This is a genomic window from Flavobacterium chuncheonense (genome assembly GCF_042686145.1).
Classification (GTDB): domain Bacteria; phylum Bacteroidota; class Bacteroidia; order Flavobacteriales; family Flavobacteriaceae; genus Flavobacterium; species Flavobacterium chuncheonense.
Genome location: NZ_JBHUPC010000013.1, coordinates 465,433 through 483,446 on the forward strand (window position 1 = coordinate 465,433; position 18,014 = coordinate 483,446).

Annotated in this window: 17 protein-coding genes; 7 read left to right on the forward strand and 10 right to left on the reverse strand. The window is 34.5% G+C overall.

Annotation, left to right across the window (positions count from 1 at the left end; genetic code table 11):
• Nucleotides 1-57: 57 nt before the first annotated feature.
• Nucleotides 58-465 (forward strand): c-type cytochrome, encoded by a 408-nt coding sequence (locus tag ACFS5J_RS09605; protein ID WP_379811911.1) that lies wholly within the window; start codon nucleotides 58-60, stop codon nucleotides 463-465.
• Here ACFS5J_RS09605 and ACFS5J_RS09610 read toward each other — a convergent pair.
• Nucleotides 460-1,149 carry a response regulator transcription factor gene (locus ACFS5J_RS09610; protein WP_379811912.1) on the reverse strand — a complete coding sequence of 230 codons (690 nt, stop codon included), beginning with the start codon at nucleotides 1,147-1,149 and terminating at the stop codon, nucleotides 460-462. The two genes, ACFS5J_RS09605 and ACFS5J_RS09610, sit on opposite strands and share 6 nt — an antisense overlap.
• Complete coding sequence (locus ACFS5J_RS09615) at nucleotides 1,142-2,410, reverse strand: sensor histidine kinase (protein ID WP_379811913.1); 1,269 nt, start codon at nucleotides 2,408-2,410, stop codon at nucleotides 1,142-1,144. Before ACFS5J_RS09615 ends, ACFS5J_RS09610 begins: the two co-directional genes overlap by 8 nt.
• A 124-nt stretch (nucleotides 2,411-2,534) precedes the next feature.
• Between ACFS5J_RS09615 and ACFS5J_RS09620 the strand changes: the two genes are divergently transcribed.
• From ACFS5J_RS09620 to ACFS5J_RS09645, 6 genes are all read left to right on the forward strand, one after another.
• Nucleotides 2,535-2,996, forward strand: coding sequence for a DUF1573 domain-containing protein (locus ACFS5J_RS09620; RefSeq protein ID WP_379811914.1), 462 nt, complete (start codon nucleotides 2,535-2,537; stop codon nucleotides 2,994-2,996).
• A 65-nt stretch (nucleotides 2,997-3,061) separates the two neighbouring features.
• Complete coding sequence (locus ACFS5J_RS09625; RefSeq protein ID WP_379811915.1) at nucleotides 3,062-3,532, forward strand: methylated-DNA--[protein]-cysteine S-methyltransferase; 471 nt, start codon at nucleotides 3,062-3,064, stop codon at nucleotides 3,530-3,532.
• A gap of 59 nt (nucleotides 3,533-3,591) precedes the next feature.
• Nucleotides 3,592-4,752 carry a serine hydrolase domain-containing protein gene (locus tag ACFS5J_RS09630; RefSeq protein WP_379811916.1) on the forward strand — a complete coding sequence of 387 codons (1,161 nt, stop codon included), beginning with the start codon at nucleotides 3,592-3,594 and terminating at the stop codon, nucleotides 4,750-4,752.
• A gap of 15 nt (nucleotides 4,753-4,767) precedes the next feature.
• On the forward strand, nucleotides 4,768-5,481 hold the full coding sequence (locus ACFS5J_RS09635) for a 3'-5' exonuclease (RefSeq protein WP_379811917.1): 714 nt from the start codon (nucleotides 4,768-4,770) through the stop codon (nucleotides 5,479-5,481).
• Nucleotides 5,482-5,552: 71 nt separating this feature from the next.
• Entirely contained in the window at nucleotides 5,553-6,992 is a 1,440-nt protein-coding gene (locus ACFS5J_RS09640) for a nucleoside recognition domain-containing protein (protein ID WP_379811918.1), read from the forward strand.
• 292 nt (nucleotides 6,993-7,284) lie between these two features.
• Nucleotides 7,285-8,889: a fumarate hydratase gene (locus tag ACFS5J_RS09645; protein ID WP_379811919.1), complete on the forward strand. Its 1,605-nt coding sequence runs from the start codon at nucleotides 7,285-7,287 to the stop codon at nucleotides 8,887-8,889.
• A gap of 45 nt (nucleotides 8,890-8,934) precedes the next feature.
• On the opposite strand, the gene ACFS5J_RS09650 is transcribed toward ACFS5J_RS09645, so the two are convergent.
• From ACFS5J_RS09650 to trhO, 8 genes are all read right to left on the reverse strand, one after another.
• On the reverse strand, nucleotides 8,935-9,648 hold the full coding sequence (locus ACFS5J_RS09650) for a hypothetical protein (RefSeq protein ID WP_379811920.1): 714 nt from the start codon (nucleotides 9,646-9,648) through the stop codon (nucleotides 8,935-8,937).
• A 24-nt stretch (nucleotides 9,649-9,672) separates the two neighbouring features.
• Nucleotides 9,673-10,836, reverse strand: coding sequence for a class I SAM-dependent rRNA methyltransferase (locus ACFS5J_RS09655; RefSeq protein ID WP_379811921.1), 1,164 nt, complete (start codon nucleotides 10,834-10,836; stop codon nucleotides 9,673-9,675).
• A gap of 67 nt (nucleotides 10,837-10,903) precedes the next feature.
• Nucleotides 10,904-11,563: a CoA transferase subunit B gene (locus tag ACFS5J_RS09660; protein WP_379811922.1), complete on the reverse strand. Its 660-nt coding sequence runs from the start codon at nucleotides 11,561-11,563 to the stop codon at nucleotides 10,904-10,906.
• Between the two features lie 2 nt (nucleotides 11,564-11,565).
• On the reverse strand, nucleotides 11,566-12,267 hold the full coding sequence (locus tag ACFS5J_RS09665) for a CoA transferase subunit A (RefSeq protein ID WP_379811923.1): 702 nt from the start codon (nucleotides 12,265-12,267) through the stop codon (nucleotides 11,566-11,568).
• Nucleotides 12,268-12,294: 27 nt separating this feature from the next.
• Nucleotides 12,295-14,583 carry a penicillin-binding protein 1A gene (locus ACFS5J_RS09670; RefSeq protein ID WP_379811925.1) on the reverse strand — a complete coding sequence of 763 codons (2,289 nt, stop codon included), beginning with the start codon at nucleotides 14,581-14,583 and terminating at the stop codon, nucleotides 12,295-12,297.
• Nucleotides 14,584-14,586: 3 nt separating this feature from the next.
• On the reverse strand, nucleotides 14,587-15,078 hold the full coding sequence (locus tag ACFS5J_RS09675; RefSeq protein WP_379811926.1) for a gliding motility lipoprotein GldH: 492 nt from the start codon (nucleotides 15,076-15,078) through the stop codon (nucleotides 14,587-14,589).
• Complete coding sequence (locus tag ACFS5J_RS09680; protein WP_379811927.1) at nucleotides 15,059-16,375, reverse strand: PSP1 domain-containing protein; 1,317 nt, start codon at nucleotides 16,373-16,375, stop codon at nucleotides 15,059-15,061. The genes ACFS5J_RS09675 and ACFS5J_RS09680 overlap by 20 nt, the downstream gene beginning before the upstream one ends.
• A gap of 188 nt (nucleotides 16,376-16,563) precedes the next feature.
• Nucleotides 16,564-17,922 carry an oxygen-dependent tRNA uridine(34) hydroxylase TrhO gene (gene trhO, locus ACFS5J_RS09685; RefSeq protein WP_379811929.1) on the reverse strand — a complete coding sequence of 453 codons (1,359 nt, stop codon included), beginning with the start codon at nucleotides 17,920-17,922 and terminating at the stop codon, nucleotides 16,564-16,566.
• Nucleotides 17,923-18,014 lie beyond the last annotated feature (92 nt).

An 18,014-nucleotide genomic window follows, 5' to 3' on the forward strand; every position in this document is an offset into this window, starting at 1 on the left:
CAGCTACTGAAAATTAAAAGTTTAGTAACTTTGATTAAAATTAATAATTTATTAGTTATGAAAAAAGTAACGTTACTATTGTGTTTGTTTGTTTTTTCATTTTTGGTTAGTTGTGGTGGTAAGGAAGAGCAGAAGCTAGATGAGATTCCAAAAGCAACTGAAACTGTTGAGCAGCCAATAGTTGATAATTCTAAAATTGAATTAGGAGAAGAAATATTTGAAGGCAAAGGTACCTGTGTTGCTTGTCATAAACCAAATATAAAAGTGGTAGGTCCGAGTTTGCATAATATTGCCACTATTTACAAAGAAAAAAACGCTAGTATTGTAACGTTCTTGAAAGGTGAAGGTGAAGCAATTGTTGATCCTGCTCAATTTGAGGTTATGAAAGCCAATTTTGCCATTACTAAAACCATGTCGGATGAAGAATTACAAGCATTAGAGGCCTATATCTATAGTTTTTTATAAAGATTCAATTACTAGTTTGAATCCTACGCGAGGGATATTCTCAATTTTGACACCTGCTTCGTCTTTGAATATTTTACGTAATCTTGAAATAAATACATCCAAACTTCTCCCAGTAAAATAGTCATCATTGCCCCATAATGATGTAAGTATTTTTTCACGTTTCAATACCGTATTCGTATTGTCTAAAAACAATTTTAACAAAGCTGATTCGCGCTCCGTTAGAGTTGTTGTTTCGTTGTTTTGAATTAAAATATAGTTTTGTGGTTCAAAGGTGAACGAACCGATGGTGTATTTTTTAGAAGCTTTTTCTGTCGATTTTTGACTTCGGTTTAAGAAAATTTCAATCTTTAAAATAAGTTCTTCTATAGAGTAGGGTTTAACCAAATAATCATCAGCGCCTAATTTAAGTCCTTTAATTCGATCCTCTTTTAAGGTTTTTGCCGAAAGAAAAATAATTGGAATCTCTTCGTTACGTTTTCTGATTTCGGTTGCTATTTCAAATCCATCCATATCGGGAAGCATAATGTCAAGTACACACAAATCAAAACTTTCATTACAAAAGGTTTCGAATGCTTTTTTACCGTTATTGCAATGGGTTACATGGAAGTGTTGTTCAAGATTGTCGGATGTTAGAAAGGCAAGTGTTTCATCATCTTCAACATACAGAATTCGTTTTTTATCCATGAATATCATTATTTGAAATTTGTATTGAAAAAGCCAGACCGTTGGCTGTATTTTTTACGGATACTTTCCAACCGTGAAGTTCGCAAATTTTTTTCACATAAGATAGGCCGATGCCAAATCCTTCTATTTCGTTACTGTCTTTGCGCTCAACTCTGTAAAATTTATCGAATATAAAGGGAAGATCTTTTGTTGGTATTCCTGGTCCATTGTCTTGAAAAGTCAAGGTGGTGTATTTTTCATTTTCTGCTGCTGAAATTGTTATTTCAGGATCTTGAGTTGTGTATTTTACAGCATTATCAATAATGTTAAAGATAATATTGTAAAAATGGAATGCATCAGCAACTATAGTGTAATTTTTTGAGATCTGATTGGTTATGGTAATTTCACGCTGGTGTTTTAAAGTACAGTTTTCTTTTACCAAAGACAAGGTTTTGTTAAATTCGATTTTGGTTTTTTGTAATCGGATTTGATTGCTGTCAGCTTTACCTAGTGAGAGTATTTGTTCAATGTGATGGTTGAGCTTGTTACTTTGGTCAATAATAATTTGAAGGTATTTCGATAGTTTGGGGTTGTCTGTAATTTCTTTTTGTTTATTAGCATAATTTGACGCGATAAGTATAGAAGCCAACGGGGTTTTAAACTCGTGTGTCATATTGTTAATGAAATCATTTTGTAAAGCGGTATAGTGTTTTTGTTTTAGCATTAAAAACACCGAATAAACATATATGATTAAAACTAAAAACAAGACAAAGGTAAATACCCAATATTGTTGTAAACTGGTGAAATAGTTTTGTTTGATATTCGGAAAGCGAATTGCAAAATAATAAATGAGATCAATGTCTTTGGTAAAGCAATCTTCACATTTTTTATCGGGTTTGCCATCTGCCGAAATGTAGTTTCCATATACCATGTGATCAGTTCCACAATTGTAGATGGCATATTCAAAGTCCAAATCAAGCTTAACTTTTTCAAACTCTGTTTTTAAATAATGTTCGAGTATATTGTTTTCAAAAACGTCATCAACGTTTACGATATAATAGCCATCGGTAACCTTTTGAATTTTATTGGTTAGCGGTAAATCCGATTGGTTATCGAGGTATATTTTTTCAACGACATCCTGAAGCGCAAAATGAATTTTATCATCAATTTCCTTTTTTTCAAAAATGAAGGCTTGGTTCAATAAAAATAATTGCATGATGATAACCCCTACAATTGCAAAAAAACCAATAACGATAAGGATGTTTAATTTGTTAAATTTCATTTTTTTGAAAAAATTTACAGTCGTTAACAAGTCGTTAACAAGCATTACATGTTGCTTAACAACAAATTTACTATTTGTTTTTAAATTTGTTATCAGTAAAATATAAAACTAAAAAATTATAGATATGAAAATTTTAAAATTAACTCTAGTTGCTTTATTTGTTTCTTCATTGTCTTTTGCTCAAAAAGCTGAGCTTAAAAAAGCGGGAGTTCCACAGCAAGCAAATGCACAAGCGCCATCAAAAGCGTCTGTTTTGAAATGGGATGCTGAAAACCATGAGTTTGGTGAATTAGAAAAAGGGAAACCAGCTTCGTACGATTTTACATTTACAAATACCTCAAAGGAAACTATTTTAATTACAAATGTAAAGCCTTCTTGTGGATGTACAGCGGCAAACTATACAAAAACGCCTATCAAACCAGGAGATAAAGGTTTTGTTACTGCTACCTATAATGCAGCTAACCCAGGAAGCTTCCACAAAACGATTACTGTTACAACTAATGAAGAAGGTGCAGCACCAAAAGTATTAGTTATCAAAGGTAAAGTAAACAAACCGGAAGAAGAAAAATCGATTATGCTTAAATAATAATAAGGTTATTAATTCTTAGGAAAAGCCGACTGTATTCAGTCGGCTTTTTTTATTTTTACTGTATGGAAACAGTTTTTATCAATACACCATTGGGTACAGCAAAAATAAAAGGTAATGAAGAGGGTATTACTTTAATTTCTATTTTGCAGGAAGGTGAAATTTCTAAAACCATTCCATTAGAGTTAAAAGAAGCGGTTAAACAGTTAAATGAATATTTTAAAGGAGAGCGTGTTTCTTTTACTTTTGGAATGAATCCGAAAGGAACCGATTTTCAAAAAAAAGTATGGAAAGCATTATTAGATATTCCATATGGAAAGACAATTTCGTATCAAGAATTAGCACTCAAACTTGGAGATGTAAAAGCAATTCGTGCTGTGGCGACTGCAAACGGTAAAAATCCACTTTGGATTGCCGTTCCTTGTCACAGAGTTATTGGGTCAGATGGTTCTTTAACGGGATATGCAGGAGGTTTATGGCGTAAAAAATGGCTTTTGGAACATGAAAATCCGGTTAAGCAACAAAGTTTGTTTTAAAAAGCAAGAACAGCATTCTTCTTTTTTCTTACATTTATATCACATACAACAAAGAAACTATGAAATTTCTAAAAAACTTTTTCAAATGGTTTGCCATTGTCTTGGTATCCATAATCGTTTTAATGTACATTTTTGATGTTGACTATTTGCTTCGTGCTGTAAGAACAGTTTACTTTAATGGTCATAGTACGGCTTTTTTAGAAGATTATAAATATTTTCCAAATCGCGAAATCAAAAAAGGAGTTGCACAACCTTGGACTTTGGCTAAAGATTACAATACAATTGAAGCGACTGAAACTTTAGAAAAAACGCATAAAGAATTAGAAACGGTTGCGTTTATGATTGTGCAAAATGATAGTATTTTTCATGAAAGTTATTACGACGGTTATGGCAAAGATTCAAAGTCCAATTCCTTTTCTATGGCCAAAAGTGTAATTACAATGGCGATGGGGAAAGCCATAATGGAAGGGAAGATTAAAAGTCTAGATCAAAAAGTAGTGGATTTTTTCCCCGAATTAAAAGGAGAATACGCACAAGAAGTTACTATTGGTGATTTGTCGTCAATGGCTTCAGGTTTAAGTTGGGACGAACGCTATTATAGTCCTTTTTCAATTGTTACGCGTGCATATTTTGATAACGATTTAAAGAAGGTAATTTTAGGTTTAGAGATTAATGAAAAGCCAGGACAGTCTTTTAAATATTTAAGTGGCGCGACAGAATTATTAGCAATGTGTATTGAGAAAGCTACTGGAGAATACATTTCAGATTATGTGTCGAAACATTTTTGGCAACCTATGGGAGCTGAAAATGAAGCGTTGTGGCAGTTGGATCATGCTAACGACGGTATTGAAAAAGCGTATTGTTGTATAGCAAGTAATGCACGCGATTTTTCTCGATTTGGGAAATTGTATTTGAACAATGGAAATTGGAACGGACAACAATTATTGGATGCTGCTTTTGTAAAACGTTGTGTTACGCCGCGTTTTCCCGAAAGTCCTGAGTATGGTTATGGGTGGTGGATGCACAATATTGATGGTAAGCAATTGTTTTACATGCGCGGGCACTTAGGTCAATTTGTGATTGTGATTCCTGAAGATCAATTAATTATTACACGTTTGGGGCATATTAAAGGATTGCAAACCGAAACTGATCCTCATAGTAATGACTTATACGTTTACGTACGCGAAGCATATAAATTGTTGGAACAAAGAAATCAATAGAAAAAGTCTATAAATATGATTCAAAAAATTAACCTTAATAATATCCTTTTTTTGGATATCGAAACCGTTCCACAATACGATTCGTTTATGGGAATGGATCATGAAACACAAAAATTGTGGGAACAAAAAACACAATACCAACGTAGAGATGAGGTTACTGCGGAAGATTTTTATGAACGTGCAGGAATTTGGGCCGAGTTCGGGAAGATTATCTGTATTTCAGTGGGGTATTTTACCAATAAATCGGATATAAGAAATTTTAGAGTTACGAGTTTTTGGGGTGATGAAGCCCAAATTCTTCGTGATTTTTCCAATTTGCTGAATACGCACTTCAACGATTCCGTACACTTATTATGTGGTCATAATGCCAAAGAATTTGATATTCCATTTATTGCACGCCGCATGATTATCAATGGCGTTGCATTACCGGATAAATTGAATTTGTTTGGAAAGAAACCTTGGGAAGTACCGCATTTGGATACTTTAGAATTGTGGAAATTTGGTGATTATAAACATTTTACTTCTCTAAAATTATTGACAAAAGTTTTGGGTGTTCCTTCACCAAAAGATGATATTGATGGTAGTGAAGTGGCACGTGTGTTTTATATAGAAAATGATATTGACCGAATTATTACCTATTGTGAAAAAGATGTTATTGCCGTTGCTCAAATTTTCTTACGTTTCCGTAGAGAAGATTTGTTGATTGAAGAGGAGATTACACATGTTTAAAAGCTGTCTGGCTTTTTGTTATCTTTGGAATCAATAAAAATTTTGGCATTTGCCTTTTGTAATTCATAATTATGGTTTTAAGTAGATTTTGGCTCGTTATATTCGTTTGTTCTATTACATTTATTATTGCAGGATTGTTTACCAATCAATATTATTCTATCGACTATGTGTTGAATGGCAAACAAGGGGAACCACTTTTAATAGGGGAAAAATATTTAAACGAAATTCCAAAAGTTGTACAAGAAAATATTTTAAAATCTGATATTAAAACATTTTATGTTGATATAATAGAAACAGATCCAGACACAACTTATGTTTATAATAATCAAACCGTAAAAATGTATAGCGGTAAACAGCAAGCCGATGGTTTATTACCGATGGCCAAAAGCAGTTTACTTGATTTAATTATTCCGTTGATTGCTTATTTGGCATTTTTCTGCGGAATTATGGAATTGCTAATTATTTCAGGAGCTTCCGAAAAATTAGCGGGTTATTTGAGTCCTGCTTTCGCTAAGATTTTCCCTTCGATTCCTAAAAATCACGAATCGATTTCGTACATGACCTTGAATTTTGCAGCCAACTTTTTAGGTCTCGATTCTGCCGCAACTCCTTTTGGTTTGAAAGCCATGGAAAAGTTACAAGAAATCAACCCTGATAAAGACAAAGCAAGTGATGCACAAATCATGTTCATGTGTTTACACGCTGCAGGTTTGACACTTATTCCAACATCCATTATTGGATATCGTGCTGCCGAAAATGCTGCCAACCCTGCAGATGTTATGTTGCCGTGTATTATTACTTCCTTTGTAGGTACTATTGCTGCATTTATTTTGGTAGGAATTCGCCAACGTATCAATTTTAAGAGTGCTTCATTAATTGCCGGATTAATGGGATTAATAGGAGCAATTATTGGTTTGTTATTTTATGTAAATACACTCGATTTAATTGGTAAAAATTATTTCACGGCAAATTTGTCTGGAGTTCTATTGTTGGCTATTATTGGGTTTACTCTAATTTTTTCATTTATCAACGAAAAGAAATTTACGGCTAAAGGCACCAATATGTTCGACACTTTTGTTGTGGGAGCCAATAATGGTTTGAAAACAGGTGTAATGATTTTTCCTTATGTAATGGGAATGTTAGTAGCCATTTCGTTGTTTCGAAACAGTGGCTTGTTTGAACTTATCGGACAAGGGATTGCGTTTATTTTTTCGCATTTAGGGGTAAGTAAGCAAATAATTGATTCGTTACCGGTTGCATTATTACGTCCATTTTCTTCTGGAGGTTCCAGAGGTTTTATGATTGATGCAATGCGTACTTACGGACCAGATTCTTTTGCAGGTCGCTTGAGTTGTATTTTTCAGTGTAGTGCCGAAACAACCTTTTATGTAATTGCGGTTTACTTTGGTTCGGTAAACATTAAAGACACGCGTTACACACTTTGGATGATGTTATTGGTGGATTTAATTTGTGTGATAACTGCAATATTCATTGCCTCTTGGTTTTTTTAATTCGTGAGTTTTTTTGAAGAATTCTTAATTGGTTTAGGTCAAGAAATTTTATATGACAGCTTCAAAGGGATTGGAATTGTTTTAAAATGGATATTTTATTTAGGTAAAAAACCAATAAGTGAAATTAAGAAGGAGAATTGGAATACAAGAATTGGTTTTTTGACTTTTTTATTTCTTTTACTTGGAATCGTATTTCTAGTAAATTAGACTGATTATAGATATTAATTTACCACATAAAATTTTCCAGAAAAAATCAAGATTCGTTACCTTTACGACTCTAAAAATGAAAAACATGGATTTTATATACCAAGACCCGTATCCGATTTTAAAAGACGATACACAATACAAAAAACTGACTGCTGATTACGTTACAGTTGAGAAAATAGGAGATCGTGAGATTTTAGTAGTAGACCCAAAAGGTTTAGAATTATTAGCGGAAGAAGCCATGTTTGATGTTTCTTTTATGCTTCGTACTAAACATTTGCAAAGTTTGCACAATATTTTAAATGATCCTGAAGCAACAGACAACGATCGTTTTGTAGCTTACAATTTATTGCAAAATGCAGTTGTAGCTATTGATAAGCAATTACCATCTTGTCAAGATACAGGAACGGCTATTGTAATGGCTAAAAAAGGTGAAGGTGTTTACACAGGTGTGGATGACGCGGAGTTTTTATCGCGAGGTGTGTTCAATACGTACCAAAAAAGAAATTTGCGTTATTCTCAAATTGTACCCATTAGTATGTTTGAGGAAAAAAACTCAGGTTCTAACCTACCAGCTCAAATTGATATCTATGCGAAAAAAGGAAGTTCATATGAATTTTTATTTTTAGCAAAAGGGGGAGGTTCTGCAAATAAAACGTTTTTATACCAGCAAACAAAATCGTTGTTGAATGAAAAATCAATGACGGAATTCATCAAAACAAAAATTAAAGATTTAGGAACGTCGGCTTGTCCACCGTACCACTTGGCTTTGGTAATAGGAGGAACGTCTGCGGAAGCAAATTTAGCTACTGTGAAAAAAGCATCGGCAGGATATTATGATAATTTGCCTACATCTGGAAATATGGCAGGTCAGGCTTTCCGGGACTTAGAATGGGAAGCAAAAGTGCAACAAATTTGTCACGAGAGTGGAATAGGGGCACAGTTTGGTGGAAAATATTTCGTGCATGATGTACGTGTAATTCGTTTGCCACGTCACGCTGCATCTTGTCCGGTTGGATTAGGAGTTTCGTGTTCGGCGGATAGAAATATCAAAGGAAAAATTAGTAAAGATGGAATTTTCTTAGAGCAATTGGAAACGAATCCAGCGCAATTTTTACCCGAAGTAGCTCCGCATTTAGAAGAGCCAGTAATTGTAGATTTAAACCGTCCAATGGCCGATATTTTAGTAGAGTTATCAAAATATCCCGTAAAGACGCGTTTGAAATTAAACGGTACTGTAATCGTAGCACGTGATATAGCGCATGCTAAGATTAAAGAAATGTTGGATGCTGGACAACCAATGCCAGAATATTTCAAAAATCACCCAGTATATTATGCTGGACCAGCTAAAACACCGGAAGGAATGCCATCGGGAAGTTTCGGACCTACAACTGCAGGGCGTATGGATGTGTATGTGGATGAATTCCAAGCAGCAGGCGGAAGTATGGTAATGTTGGCAAAAGGAAACCGTTCAAAACAAGTTTCAGATGCTTGTGCAAAGTATGGCGGATTCTATTTAGGTTCGATTGGTGGACCAGCGGCTATTTTAGCAAAAGAGAACATTCTTTCTGTTGAGGTAGTAGATTTCCCAGAATTAGGAATGGAAGCGGTTCGTAAAATCGAAGTGAAAGATTTCCCAGCGTTTATTATCACTGACGATAAAGGAAATGATTTCTTCGCAGATTTGAAGTAATACAGAAGATTATAAAAAAAGCCTGCTAATTGTAGCAGGCTTTTTTTAATATCCATTTACAAAGACATCAAAGCACTCGAGTGTATTTAAATTAACTTTTAATTTAAAGTAGCAATGACCTCCATCATTAGTGTTTGATGTGTAATATTTAAAAAGGTTTTTTGCAATTCCCGAACATGCACAGTTTACCCAAACTTGAACTTCTCCTTTTTCGTTAAGTGTTGCAATACATTGTTTGGAATAGTTATTAGCGTGCTTCATTCCTTCAAAATATTTTGTTTTATTCAAACAGTGAGGGAGTATTGAATCAATTTTAAGTAAATCATTTTCGGTCAAATCATAAGGGATAGAATTTTCTTCAAAATGATAAGCCCCTTTTATTTTATTAAAGGTAAATGCTGTATAGGTAGGAAACTTTTTGAAATCAATTTTTGGTTTTAAACTAATCTGTGAGTTTATGATTTCATATTTCATAAATTCCTTATTGGACTCTATAAAATTATTTTTTATTGTTCCATTAAAATCAAAATCTCCAAAGCAAAATAGTTTATCATCTACTAATCTGTATTTTCCTTCTAATATTTTATTATTGATTGAGTCAAATTCATATTTTCTTTTTAAAATATAAGTACTATCACTATATAGACGAATCGTTTCATTATTATGAAATCCATTAATTTCAGCTTCCAAAATTAATTTTTTAGGATTTTTACATCCCCAAAAAATAATTATTGTAGTAAGTAATAATATATATCTCATTTTAATGAATAGATTGAGTATAAACTATTCTACAAATAATACCAATCCCTTTAAATAGTGGCCTTCTGGGTGGTATATATTTGTGGGATGATCTGGTCCTTGTTCTAATTTGTGCAACACACGAATATTTCTTCCGGTTTCAATAGCCGCTGCCGCAACGGTATTGTAAAACAATACATCGTCGATAACTTGCGAACAAGAAAACGTAAAGAGAATTCCGTTTGGCGCTAAAGCTTTTAAACCGGCGATATTTAAACGTTTGTACGCTTGGGTAGCCGTATGCTTGCTTTTGATGTTTTTTGCAAAAGCAGGAGGGTCTAAAACGATAACATCATATATCTGATGGTTTTCCTTCATAAAGTTAAACACATCATCTGCTACAGCTTTATGATGGGCACCTGGGAAGTTTAATTCCATGTTTTTAGCCGCCAAGTCAACTGCTTTTTGAGAGATATCTACTGAAGTAACCAATTCGGCTCCTGCACTCATGGCGTAAATAGAGAAACCACCAGTGTAACAAAATGTATTCAATACTTTTTTGTCTTTTGAGAATTCGGCCAACAATTTACGATTGTCACGTTGGTCCAAAAAGAAACCTGTTTTTTGTCCTTCTACCCAATTTACGTGAAATTTTATGTTGTTTTCTTTGGCAATCGTTTCTGCATTGTCACCAAACAAGAAATAATCCTTTCCAGTATGCGGAAGTGTGCCACTACTTTTACAGTAAATGGTTTCACAATATGCTGGGAAATTATTTTTTATAGCATCGGCTATTTTCTCCATTTGGATGTTAATACCAGATGAGTGCGCTTGAATAACCCAGTTTTTATTGTAGTAATCGATGATCAGTCCTGGGATACCATCTCCTTCACCATGAATAACACGAAAAGCAGTTGTGGCTTCAAAATCCAATAATTTTAGGCGTAAATTCCAAGCCGACTGTAGTTTTTCAGCCCAAAAGTTTTCCGTGAACTTGTCAGCTCCAAAAGTTAAAAGACGTACCACAATACTTCCTCTATCACTAAAACATCCTGTTCCCAAATGATTGTTTTTACTATCTACAACATCTACCATTTGGCCGTCTGTTAACTCTTCGCTTACACCATAAACCGCACCACTAAAAACCCATGGGTGTCTACGAAGTATTGATTTTTCTTTGCCTTGTTTTAAAATTACTTTTGGAAACATATTTTATAACTTTAAAAAAACCTGACCGTTTTGGAGGGGTCAGGCTTGATTGTTTTTGATTTTTTTTTTAGTCAAGAATCATTTCAGGAATATCTCCGTCAATAATTAAAGTACCTTCTGTTGCTTTTTGAATATCTTCTACAGAAACCCCTGGTGCACGTTCTAAAAGTTTGAAACCTTGAGGTGTAATCTCTAACACCGCCAACTCAGTAACTACTTTTTTAACGCAACCAACACCCGTAAGCGGTAATGAACAACGTTTTAAAAGTTTTGATTCACCAGCTTTGTTCACGTGCATCATTGCTACAATAATGTTTTCAGCTGAAGCCACTAAATCCATAGCACCACCCATACCTTTTACCATTTTTCCAGGAATTTTCCAGTTGGCAATGTCACCGTTTTCAGAAACTTCCATAGCTCCTAAAATGGTTAAATCCACCTTTTGAGAACGAATCATTCCGAAACTAAAAGCAGAATCAAAGAAACTTGCTCCTGGTAAAGTTGTGATAGTTTGCTTTCCAGCGTTAATGATGTCAGCATCCTCTTCTCCTTCGAAAGGGAAAGGCCCCATACCCAAAACACCATTTTCAGATTGAAATTCTACGGAAATATCTTCACGTACAAAGTTGGCAACCAATGTTGGAATTCCAATACCTAAGTTTACGTAATAACCGTCTTTAACTTCCTTTGCAATTCGTTTTGCAATTTGATTTTTATCTAATGCCATGATTACGCTCTTTTGCGGGTTGTACGTTGTTCGATTCGTTTTTCAAATTTCTCACCTTGGAAAATACGGTTAACCATAATTCCAGGAATGTGAATTTCATTTGGATCTAAAGTTCCAGCAGGTACTAATTCTTCTACTTCGGCAATAGTAATTTTACCAGCACCAGCCATAGGAGCATTAAAGTTACGTGCAGTACCTTTGAAAATAAGGTTACCCGCTTCGTCACCTTTCCATGCTTTTACAATAGAAAAATCAGCTTTGTATGCCATTTCTAAAATGTGCATTTTGCCATTGAATTCACGAACTTCTTTTCCTTCTGCTACTTCTGTACCGTATCCAGCAGGCGTAAAGAAAGCAGGAATACCAGCTTGTGCTGCACGACATTTTTCGGCCAATGTACCTTGAGGTGTTAATTCTACTTCCAATTCACCTGAAAGCATTTGACGCTCAAATTCTGCATTTTCTCCTACATAAGAAGAAATCATTTTTTTAATTTGCTTTTTTTGAAGCAATAATCCTAATCCGAAATCATCAACACCTGCATTATTTGAAATACAAGTTAAATCGGTTACGTTTTTATTTACCAATTCGGCAATACTATTTTCAGGAATACCACAAAGACCGAAACCTCCTAGCATAATAGTCATGCCATTTTCGATTCCTTGCAAAGCTTCTTGAACAGAATTTACTTTTCTAGTAATCATAATATAGTTTAGTTTGTTTTTTATAAATTAAAAATCGAATTCATCCATCTCCGTTTGCTCTTCAATAGTAGCAGTAGTGTCAGCTTCAACTTTTTTCCAGCAATCTACTCTAATGGATAAATCTTTAGGACGTTCAAACTCGCCTTTAGAAACACTTAGATCTTTGTCTTTATAACATTTATCCATGAACAAGCCCCAAATAGGTAATGATGTACAAGCCCCTTGGCCATACAACGTTTGTCTGAAGTGAGCGGCGCGGTCATCATTTCCAACCCAGATTCCAGTAACTAAGTTTGGCACCATACCAATAAACCAACCATCTGAATTGTTTTGAGAAGTACCCGTTTTACCAGCAATTTTATTGGTAAAAGCATATTTATATTGCGTAAGGCCACTTACCCCTCCCCAACGTAAACGTTGACCCGTTCCAGATTCCGTTACACCTTCAAGAAGTTTCACAATAGCATAAGCTACATCTTTGTTCATGACATCTTTTGATTCTGGGATGAATTGTTGAAGCGTAACCCCATTTTTATCTACAATCTTAGTAATAAAATTTGGTTTGATGTAAACTCCTTGGTTTGCAAATGTTCCAAAAGCGCCTACCATTTCGCTTACGGTAATATCAACAGCACCTAAAGCAATAGCAGGTTGTTCCGGAATTTCAGAAGTTACCCCTAAATCGTGTGCCATGTCTACAACCGCTTTTGGTCCTACACGATCCATTAACTTTGCAGAAACCGTATTGATAGAGTTTGCAAGTGCTTGTTTTAAAGTAATCATATCGCGGAACTTACCATCTGAATTTCTTGGCGACCAAGCTTCGTCGATACCCCATTTTCCTTTTGGCATTGTGAAAGGACCATCAATAATTGAATCACAAGGTGACATACCCAATTGCTCGATAGCAGTAGAATATACGAATGGTTTAAAAGTGGAACCTACTTGACGCGCTCCTTGTCCTACGTGATCATATTGGAAATATTTGTAATCAACACCACCAACCCAAACTTTAATATGTCCGGTTTGCGGTTCCATGGCCATCATACCGGTTTGTAAAAAGTGTTTGTAGTAAATTATAGAATCTCTTGGAGTCATGATGGTATCACGTTCCCCTTGCCAAGTGAAGACTCTCATTTTTCTTTTGACATCAAACGATTTGATGATTTCTTCCTCCGATTTACCATCTTCTTTTAAAAGACGCCATCTTTCCGAAGTTTTCATTGCACTTTTGATGATTTTATCAGTTTGATCCTGTGTAATGTTTACAAAAGGAGCATTTTTCTTGCCTTTGGCTAATTCGAAAAACTTGGCTTGAAGAATAGTCAAATGTTCTTTAACCGCTTCCTCGGCATATTTTTGCATTTTAGAATCAATGGTTGTGTAAATTTTCAATCCATCTCGGTAAATGTCGTATTCACTTCCATCTGGTTTTTTATGTTCTTTTACCCATTTTTTCATAAAATCACGCAAGTACTCACGGAAATAAGTTGCACTTCCTTGGTCGTGACTTTCTGGTTTAAAATCTAAAACAATTGGCGTTTTTTGAAGTTCTGTTTTTTGTTCTTCTGTTAAGAAACCACTTCTTACCATTTGTGCTAAAACTACATTTCTTCTGGTTGTAGCTCTTTCTGGAAAACGGTTTGGATTAAAACGAGAAGGATTGGTTAGCATTCCTACGAAAACAGCAGCTTCTTCAATTTTTAAATCTTTAGGTTCTTTATTGAAATATATTTTTGAGGCCGAACGAATTCCAATAGCATGGTTGACAAAATCAACTTGATTTAAATACATCGCTAAAATTTCGTTCTTTGTATATTGACGTTCCAAACGCACGGCAATAACCCATTCTTTAACTTTTTGAAGAATACGAATTACGATATTGCGAGAACCATCACTACCATGAAATAAGTTTTTCGCCAATTGTTGGGTAATCGTACTAGCACCACCATCTTGCCCTAATTTCACCACAGCTCTAAAAGTACCACGGGCATCAATACCAGAGTGTTCGTAAAAACGTTCGTCTTCTGTAGCAACTAATGCATTAACCAAGTGCGGCGGTAGGTCTTCAAATTTAACAGGAACACGGTTTTCTGCATAAAATTTACCAATAACCTCTCCGTCAGAAGCGATAATCTCTGTTGCAATATTTGAATCGGGATTTTCTAATTTTTCGAAACTTGGCATTTCTCCAAAGAAGCCCCAAGAGGCAAAAAGAAATAACATTACTATGAATAGTATTCCTATTATAAATGCCTTCCAAAACCATTTTATGTATTTAGAAAAATTTTGTTTTTCTGTTTTTTTTGTTGCCATACATTAATTTGTTTTTTCAATTCTAAATCCAACTTCTGTTACGCCATCGAGGTCTTCTACACCTTCAATATTTCCTGTCTCGCGTAAAGCCTGTGTAATTTTTATGGAATATTTACCTTGTTTTTTAAAGGTAAAATTTTCCTGATACCACAACTTACTTTCTTTTATGTCTGTAAAACCATCACCCATTAATTTTCCATCTGGATAGGCCATTTCATATTCCAAGGTGTCAATTTTCACTAAATCATCGGGTTGTTTTAGTGCAACAATCAGAAACAAATTGTTATACGGATAATCACTATTGTTTCTAATGTTTAAAAACAAATTATAAGGGTTTATGGTGTCGGTTTGTTCAAAATCAAACTGAACGGTATCTTTCTTAGCCCATTTTCCGTTTAACTTTTTGTACTCATCAAACACTCTCTTTTTATCGCAAGAGATGAAAAATAAACTGACAATAAATACGATAAGGATGTTAGTCTTTTTTAGGCGCATTTTTTGGGTTAGTTGGTTTACGTTTTTTCTTCGGTTTGTTGCTTTTTGTATTTTGATTTTTATCGGTATTCTTAGGTTTATCCTGATTTTGGTTTTTCACCTGATTCGGATTTTTCTCCAAGGTTGGGGTGTTCTTCCCTTGACTTTGACCTTTTCCAGAATTCTGATTTCTACTGTTTTTTGAACGACTTTTAGATTTGCTTTTTGGACGGTCAAAACGAGTAAGACTATCTTGTCCTACTGCATTTTGGAAATTCTTCTCAATTTCTTTCGTGTCTTCAATGGCAAAATCTTCTATTGCTGCTATCTTTTTATGTTGCTTGTTCAGTGCTAAAATCTCTTTTACTTTGGCTACTGATAATACATGCCAATGCGCAGGTTGATTTTCGTATGAAAACCACATTAATTCTTTAAAAATGTCTACTTTTTGGCAGTTAGCATTTCCTTTTTCCGTATATAATTTGGTGTCCAAATCAGGAAATTCTTTTAAAGCATCCAAATAGGTGTCCAATTCATAATTTAAGCAACACTTTAATTTACCACATTGTCCAGCTAACTTCTGTGGGTTTAAAGATAATTGTTGGTAACGAGCCGCAGAAGTGTTAACGCTTCTAAAATCGGTCAGCCAAGTAGAACAACACAATTCACGGCCACAAGAACCAATTCCACCTAAACGAGCAGCTTCCTGACGGAAACCTACTTGTTTCATTTCGATACGAATACTAAATTCTCTAGCAAAATCTTTGATTAATTGACGGAAGTCAACACGGTCGTTTGCGGTATAATAAAAGGTGGCTTTTGATGCATCACCTTGAAATTCAACATCAGAAATTTTCATTTCCAAGTTTAAACTAATCGCGATTTCACGCGCACGCATACGTACAGGTTCTTCTCTGTTTCGTGCATCACTCCAAATGTCAATATCTTTTTGAGAAGCCTTTCGGTAGATTTTTGGAAGCTCACCGTCTTTGTCTACATTTTTCTTTTTCATTTGAATTTTAACCAATTCTCCTGCTAAAGAAACAATACCCACATCGTGCCCTGGAGAAGCTTCTGTTGCTACAATATCTCCAATAGAAAGTGTAAGTTTTTCAGTATTTCTGTAAAAATCTTTTCTTCCGTTTTTAAAACGAACTTCAACGCAATCGAAAGGTTCTTGCCCTTGCGGCAAACTCATATTGGATAACCAATCAAAAACCGTTAATTTATTGCAGCTTCCGGTGCCACACGAACCATTATTGTTACATCCTTTTGGAACTCCGTCTTGTGTTCCAGTAGAACAGTTGTTACATGCCATAATTATATTATATATATAGGTCGTTCTTAATTGAACTACTTGTCAAAAGTGTATTTTGAGTGTAAAGATAGTATAAATTTACTTACCTACTCATGGGTAAATTGTGCATATACAAACAAAAAACCTATTTACATTTTAACGCAAATAGGTCTTTAAAAGTATCATATGTCAACTTTATGAAGCTAAGTTTATGCTTTTATTAAGTATAATTTATCAGAAAGTCGTGTTCTAAAAGGGACTTTGAAAGTGATTTTGTCACCAACAAATGCTTCTTTGGCAGGTTTTCCATTTACTAGCATTTCATTAAGAGTAAGTTCTTGATTTCCTGTTGTTGGTCCTGAAATCAAAACTTTATCTCCTAAAGTTACTTTTTGAGTCTCAATTAAAAATTGTGCTACTTGAGCTTTAACAAAATAATGTTCTGCTTTACCAACTAAAACCTTCTTAATTTTGATACGCTCACGTATTTTTTTAGGTTTTGCAGCAGTATCTAAAACAACATCGGGTAAATCACCAGAATGTTTGAATTTTAAATTTTCTGATTTTCCTTTACGGAAAACTTTGTTTCCTACTTGTTTACCACGGCGTAATTTTACTTGTTCTGCTAAAGGTAAATGCGTAACTTCTAAACATTCAGTTGAACAGCAATTTTCCATTGCTTCTTTACATTCGTCACATTGAATGAAAAGTAAGTGGCAACCATCGTTTGCACAGTTTGTATGATTGTCACACGGTTTTCCACATTGGTGACATTGAGAAATAATATCATCTGTGATACGCTCACCTAAACGATTGTCAAAAACAAAATTTTTACCAATGAATTTACTTTCTAAGCCTTCTGCTTCAATTTCCTTGGCATAGTTGATAATTCCACCTTCTAATTGGAATACGTTTTTAAAACCTTGGTGTTTAAAATAAGCACTAGCTTTTTCGCAACGAATACCACCGGTACAATACATTACAAGATTTTTATCTTCTTTAAAATCTTTAAGTTGTTCGTTGATGATAGGTAATGATTCGCGGAAGGTTTCAACATCTGGTGTTATAGCGCCTTTGAAATGTCCTACTTCACTTTCGTAGTGATTTCTGAAGTCAACAACAATAGTGTTTGGATCATCTAAAATAGCATTAAATTCTTTTGCTTTTAGGTGAATTCCTTTATTGGTTACATCGAAAGTGTCGTCGTTAAGACCGTCAGCAACAATTTTATGACGTACTTTGATTGTTAGTTTAAGAAATGAGTGGTCGTCTTGTTCTACTGCCACATTCAATCGAATCCCTTGCATGAATTCATATGCTTCTAATGTTGTTCTGAAAGCTTCAAAATTATCAGCAGGAACACTCATTTGAGCGTTAATTCCTTCATGAGCAACGTAGATTCGGCCTAGTGCATCAAGTGCATTCCAAGCTAAGAATAAATCATCGCGAAATTTTTTTGGGTCTTCAATTTTGGCATACGCGTAGAAAGACAACGTAAGACGTTGTTTGCCTGCTTGGTCAATAAGCTCGGCTCTTTCTTCTGCGCTTAAGGTGTTATACAGTTGCATGCTATAAACGATTAAGTGAGAAAATATGTTTTATCAAATTCTAAATGGAAGAATTTAGCGGCAAATATAGTAATTATTTGTAAAATGCAAAA

What these genes read in the sequence shown, in the direction of transcription:
- ACFS5J_RS09605 (WP_379811911.1), top strand. Translation starts at nt 58, where the DNA reads ATGAAAAAAGTAACGTTACTATTGTGTTTGTTTGTTTTTTCATTTTTG.
- ACFS5J_RS09610 (WP_379811912.1), bottom strand. Translation starts at nt 1,149, where the DNA reads ATGGATAAAAAACGAATTCTGTATGTTGAAGATGATGAAACACTTGCC.
- ACFS5J_RS09615 (WP_379811913.1), bottom strand. Translation starts at nt 2,410, where the DNA reads ATGAAATTTAACAAATTAAACATCCTTATCGTTATTGGTTTTTTTGCA.
- ACFS5J_RS09620 (WP_379811914.1), top strand. Translation starts at nt 2,535, where the DNA reads ATGAAAATTTTAAAATTAACTCTAGTTGCTTTATTTGTTTCTTCATTG.
- ACFS5J_RS09625 (WP_379811915.1), top strand. Translation starts at nt 3,062, where the DNA reads ATGGAAACAGTTTTTATCAATACACCATTGGGTACAGCAAAAATAAAA.
- ACFS5J_RS09630 (WP_379811916.1), top strand. Translation starts at nt 3,592, where the DNA reads ATGAAATTTCTAAAAAACTTTTTCAAATGGTTTGCCATTGTCTTGGTA.
- ACFS5J_RS09635 (WP_379811917.1), top strand. Translation starts at nt 4,768, where the DNA reads ATGATTCAAAAAATTAACCTTAATAATATCCTTTTTTTGGATATCGAA.
- ACFS5J_RS09640 (WP_379811918.1), top strand. Translation starts at nt 5,553, where the DNA reads ATGGTTTTAAGTAGATTTTGGCTCGTTATATTCGTTTGTTCTATTACA.
- ACFS5J_RS09645 (WP_379811919.1), top strand. Translation starts at nt 7,285, where the DNA reads ATGGATTTTATATACCAAGACCCGTATCCGATTTTAAAAGACGATACA.
- ACFS5J_RS09650 (WP_379811920.1), bottom strand. Translation starts at nt 9,648, where the DNA reads ATGAGATATATATTATTACTTACTACAATAATTATTTTTTGGGGATGT.
- ACFS5J_RS09655 (WP_379811921.1), bottom strand. Translation starts at nt 10,836, where the DNA reads ATGTTTCCAAAAGTAATTTTAAAACAAGGCAAAGAAAAATCAATACTT.
- ACFS5J_RS09660 (WP_379811922.1), bottom strand. Translation starts at nt 11,563, where the DNA reads ATGGCATTAGATAAAAATCAAATTGCAAAACGAATTGCAAAGGAAGTT.
- ACFS5J_RS09665 (WP_379811923.1), bottom strand. Translation starts at nt 12,267, where the DNA reads ATGATTACTAGAAAAGTAAATTCTGTTCAAGAAGCTTTGCAAGGAATC.
- ACFS5J_RS09670 (WP_379811925.1), bottom strand. Translation starts at nt 14,583, where the DNA reads ATGGCAACAAAAAAAACAGAAAAACAAAATTTTTCTAAATACATAAAA.
- ACFS5J_RS09675 (WP_379811926.1), bottom strand. Translation starts at nt 15,078, where the DNA reads ATGCGCCTAAAAAAGACTAACATCCTTATCGTATTTATTGTCAGTTTA.
- ACFS5J_RS09680 (WP_379811927.1), bottom strand. Translation starts at nt 16,375, where the DNA reads ATGGCATGTAACAACTGTTCTACTGGAACACAAGACGGAGTTCCAAAA.
- trhO (WP_379811929.1), bottom strand. Translation starts at nt 17,922, where the DNA reads ATGCAACTGTATAACACCTTAAGCGCAGAAGAAAGAGCCGAGCTTATT.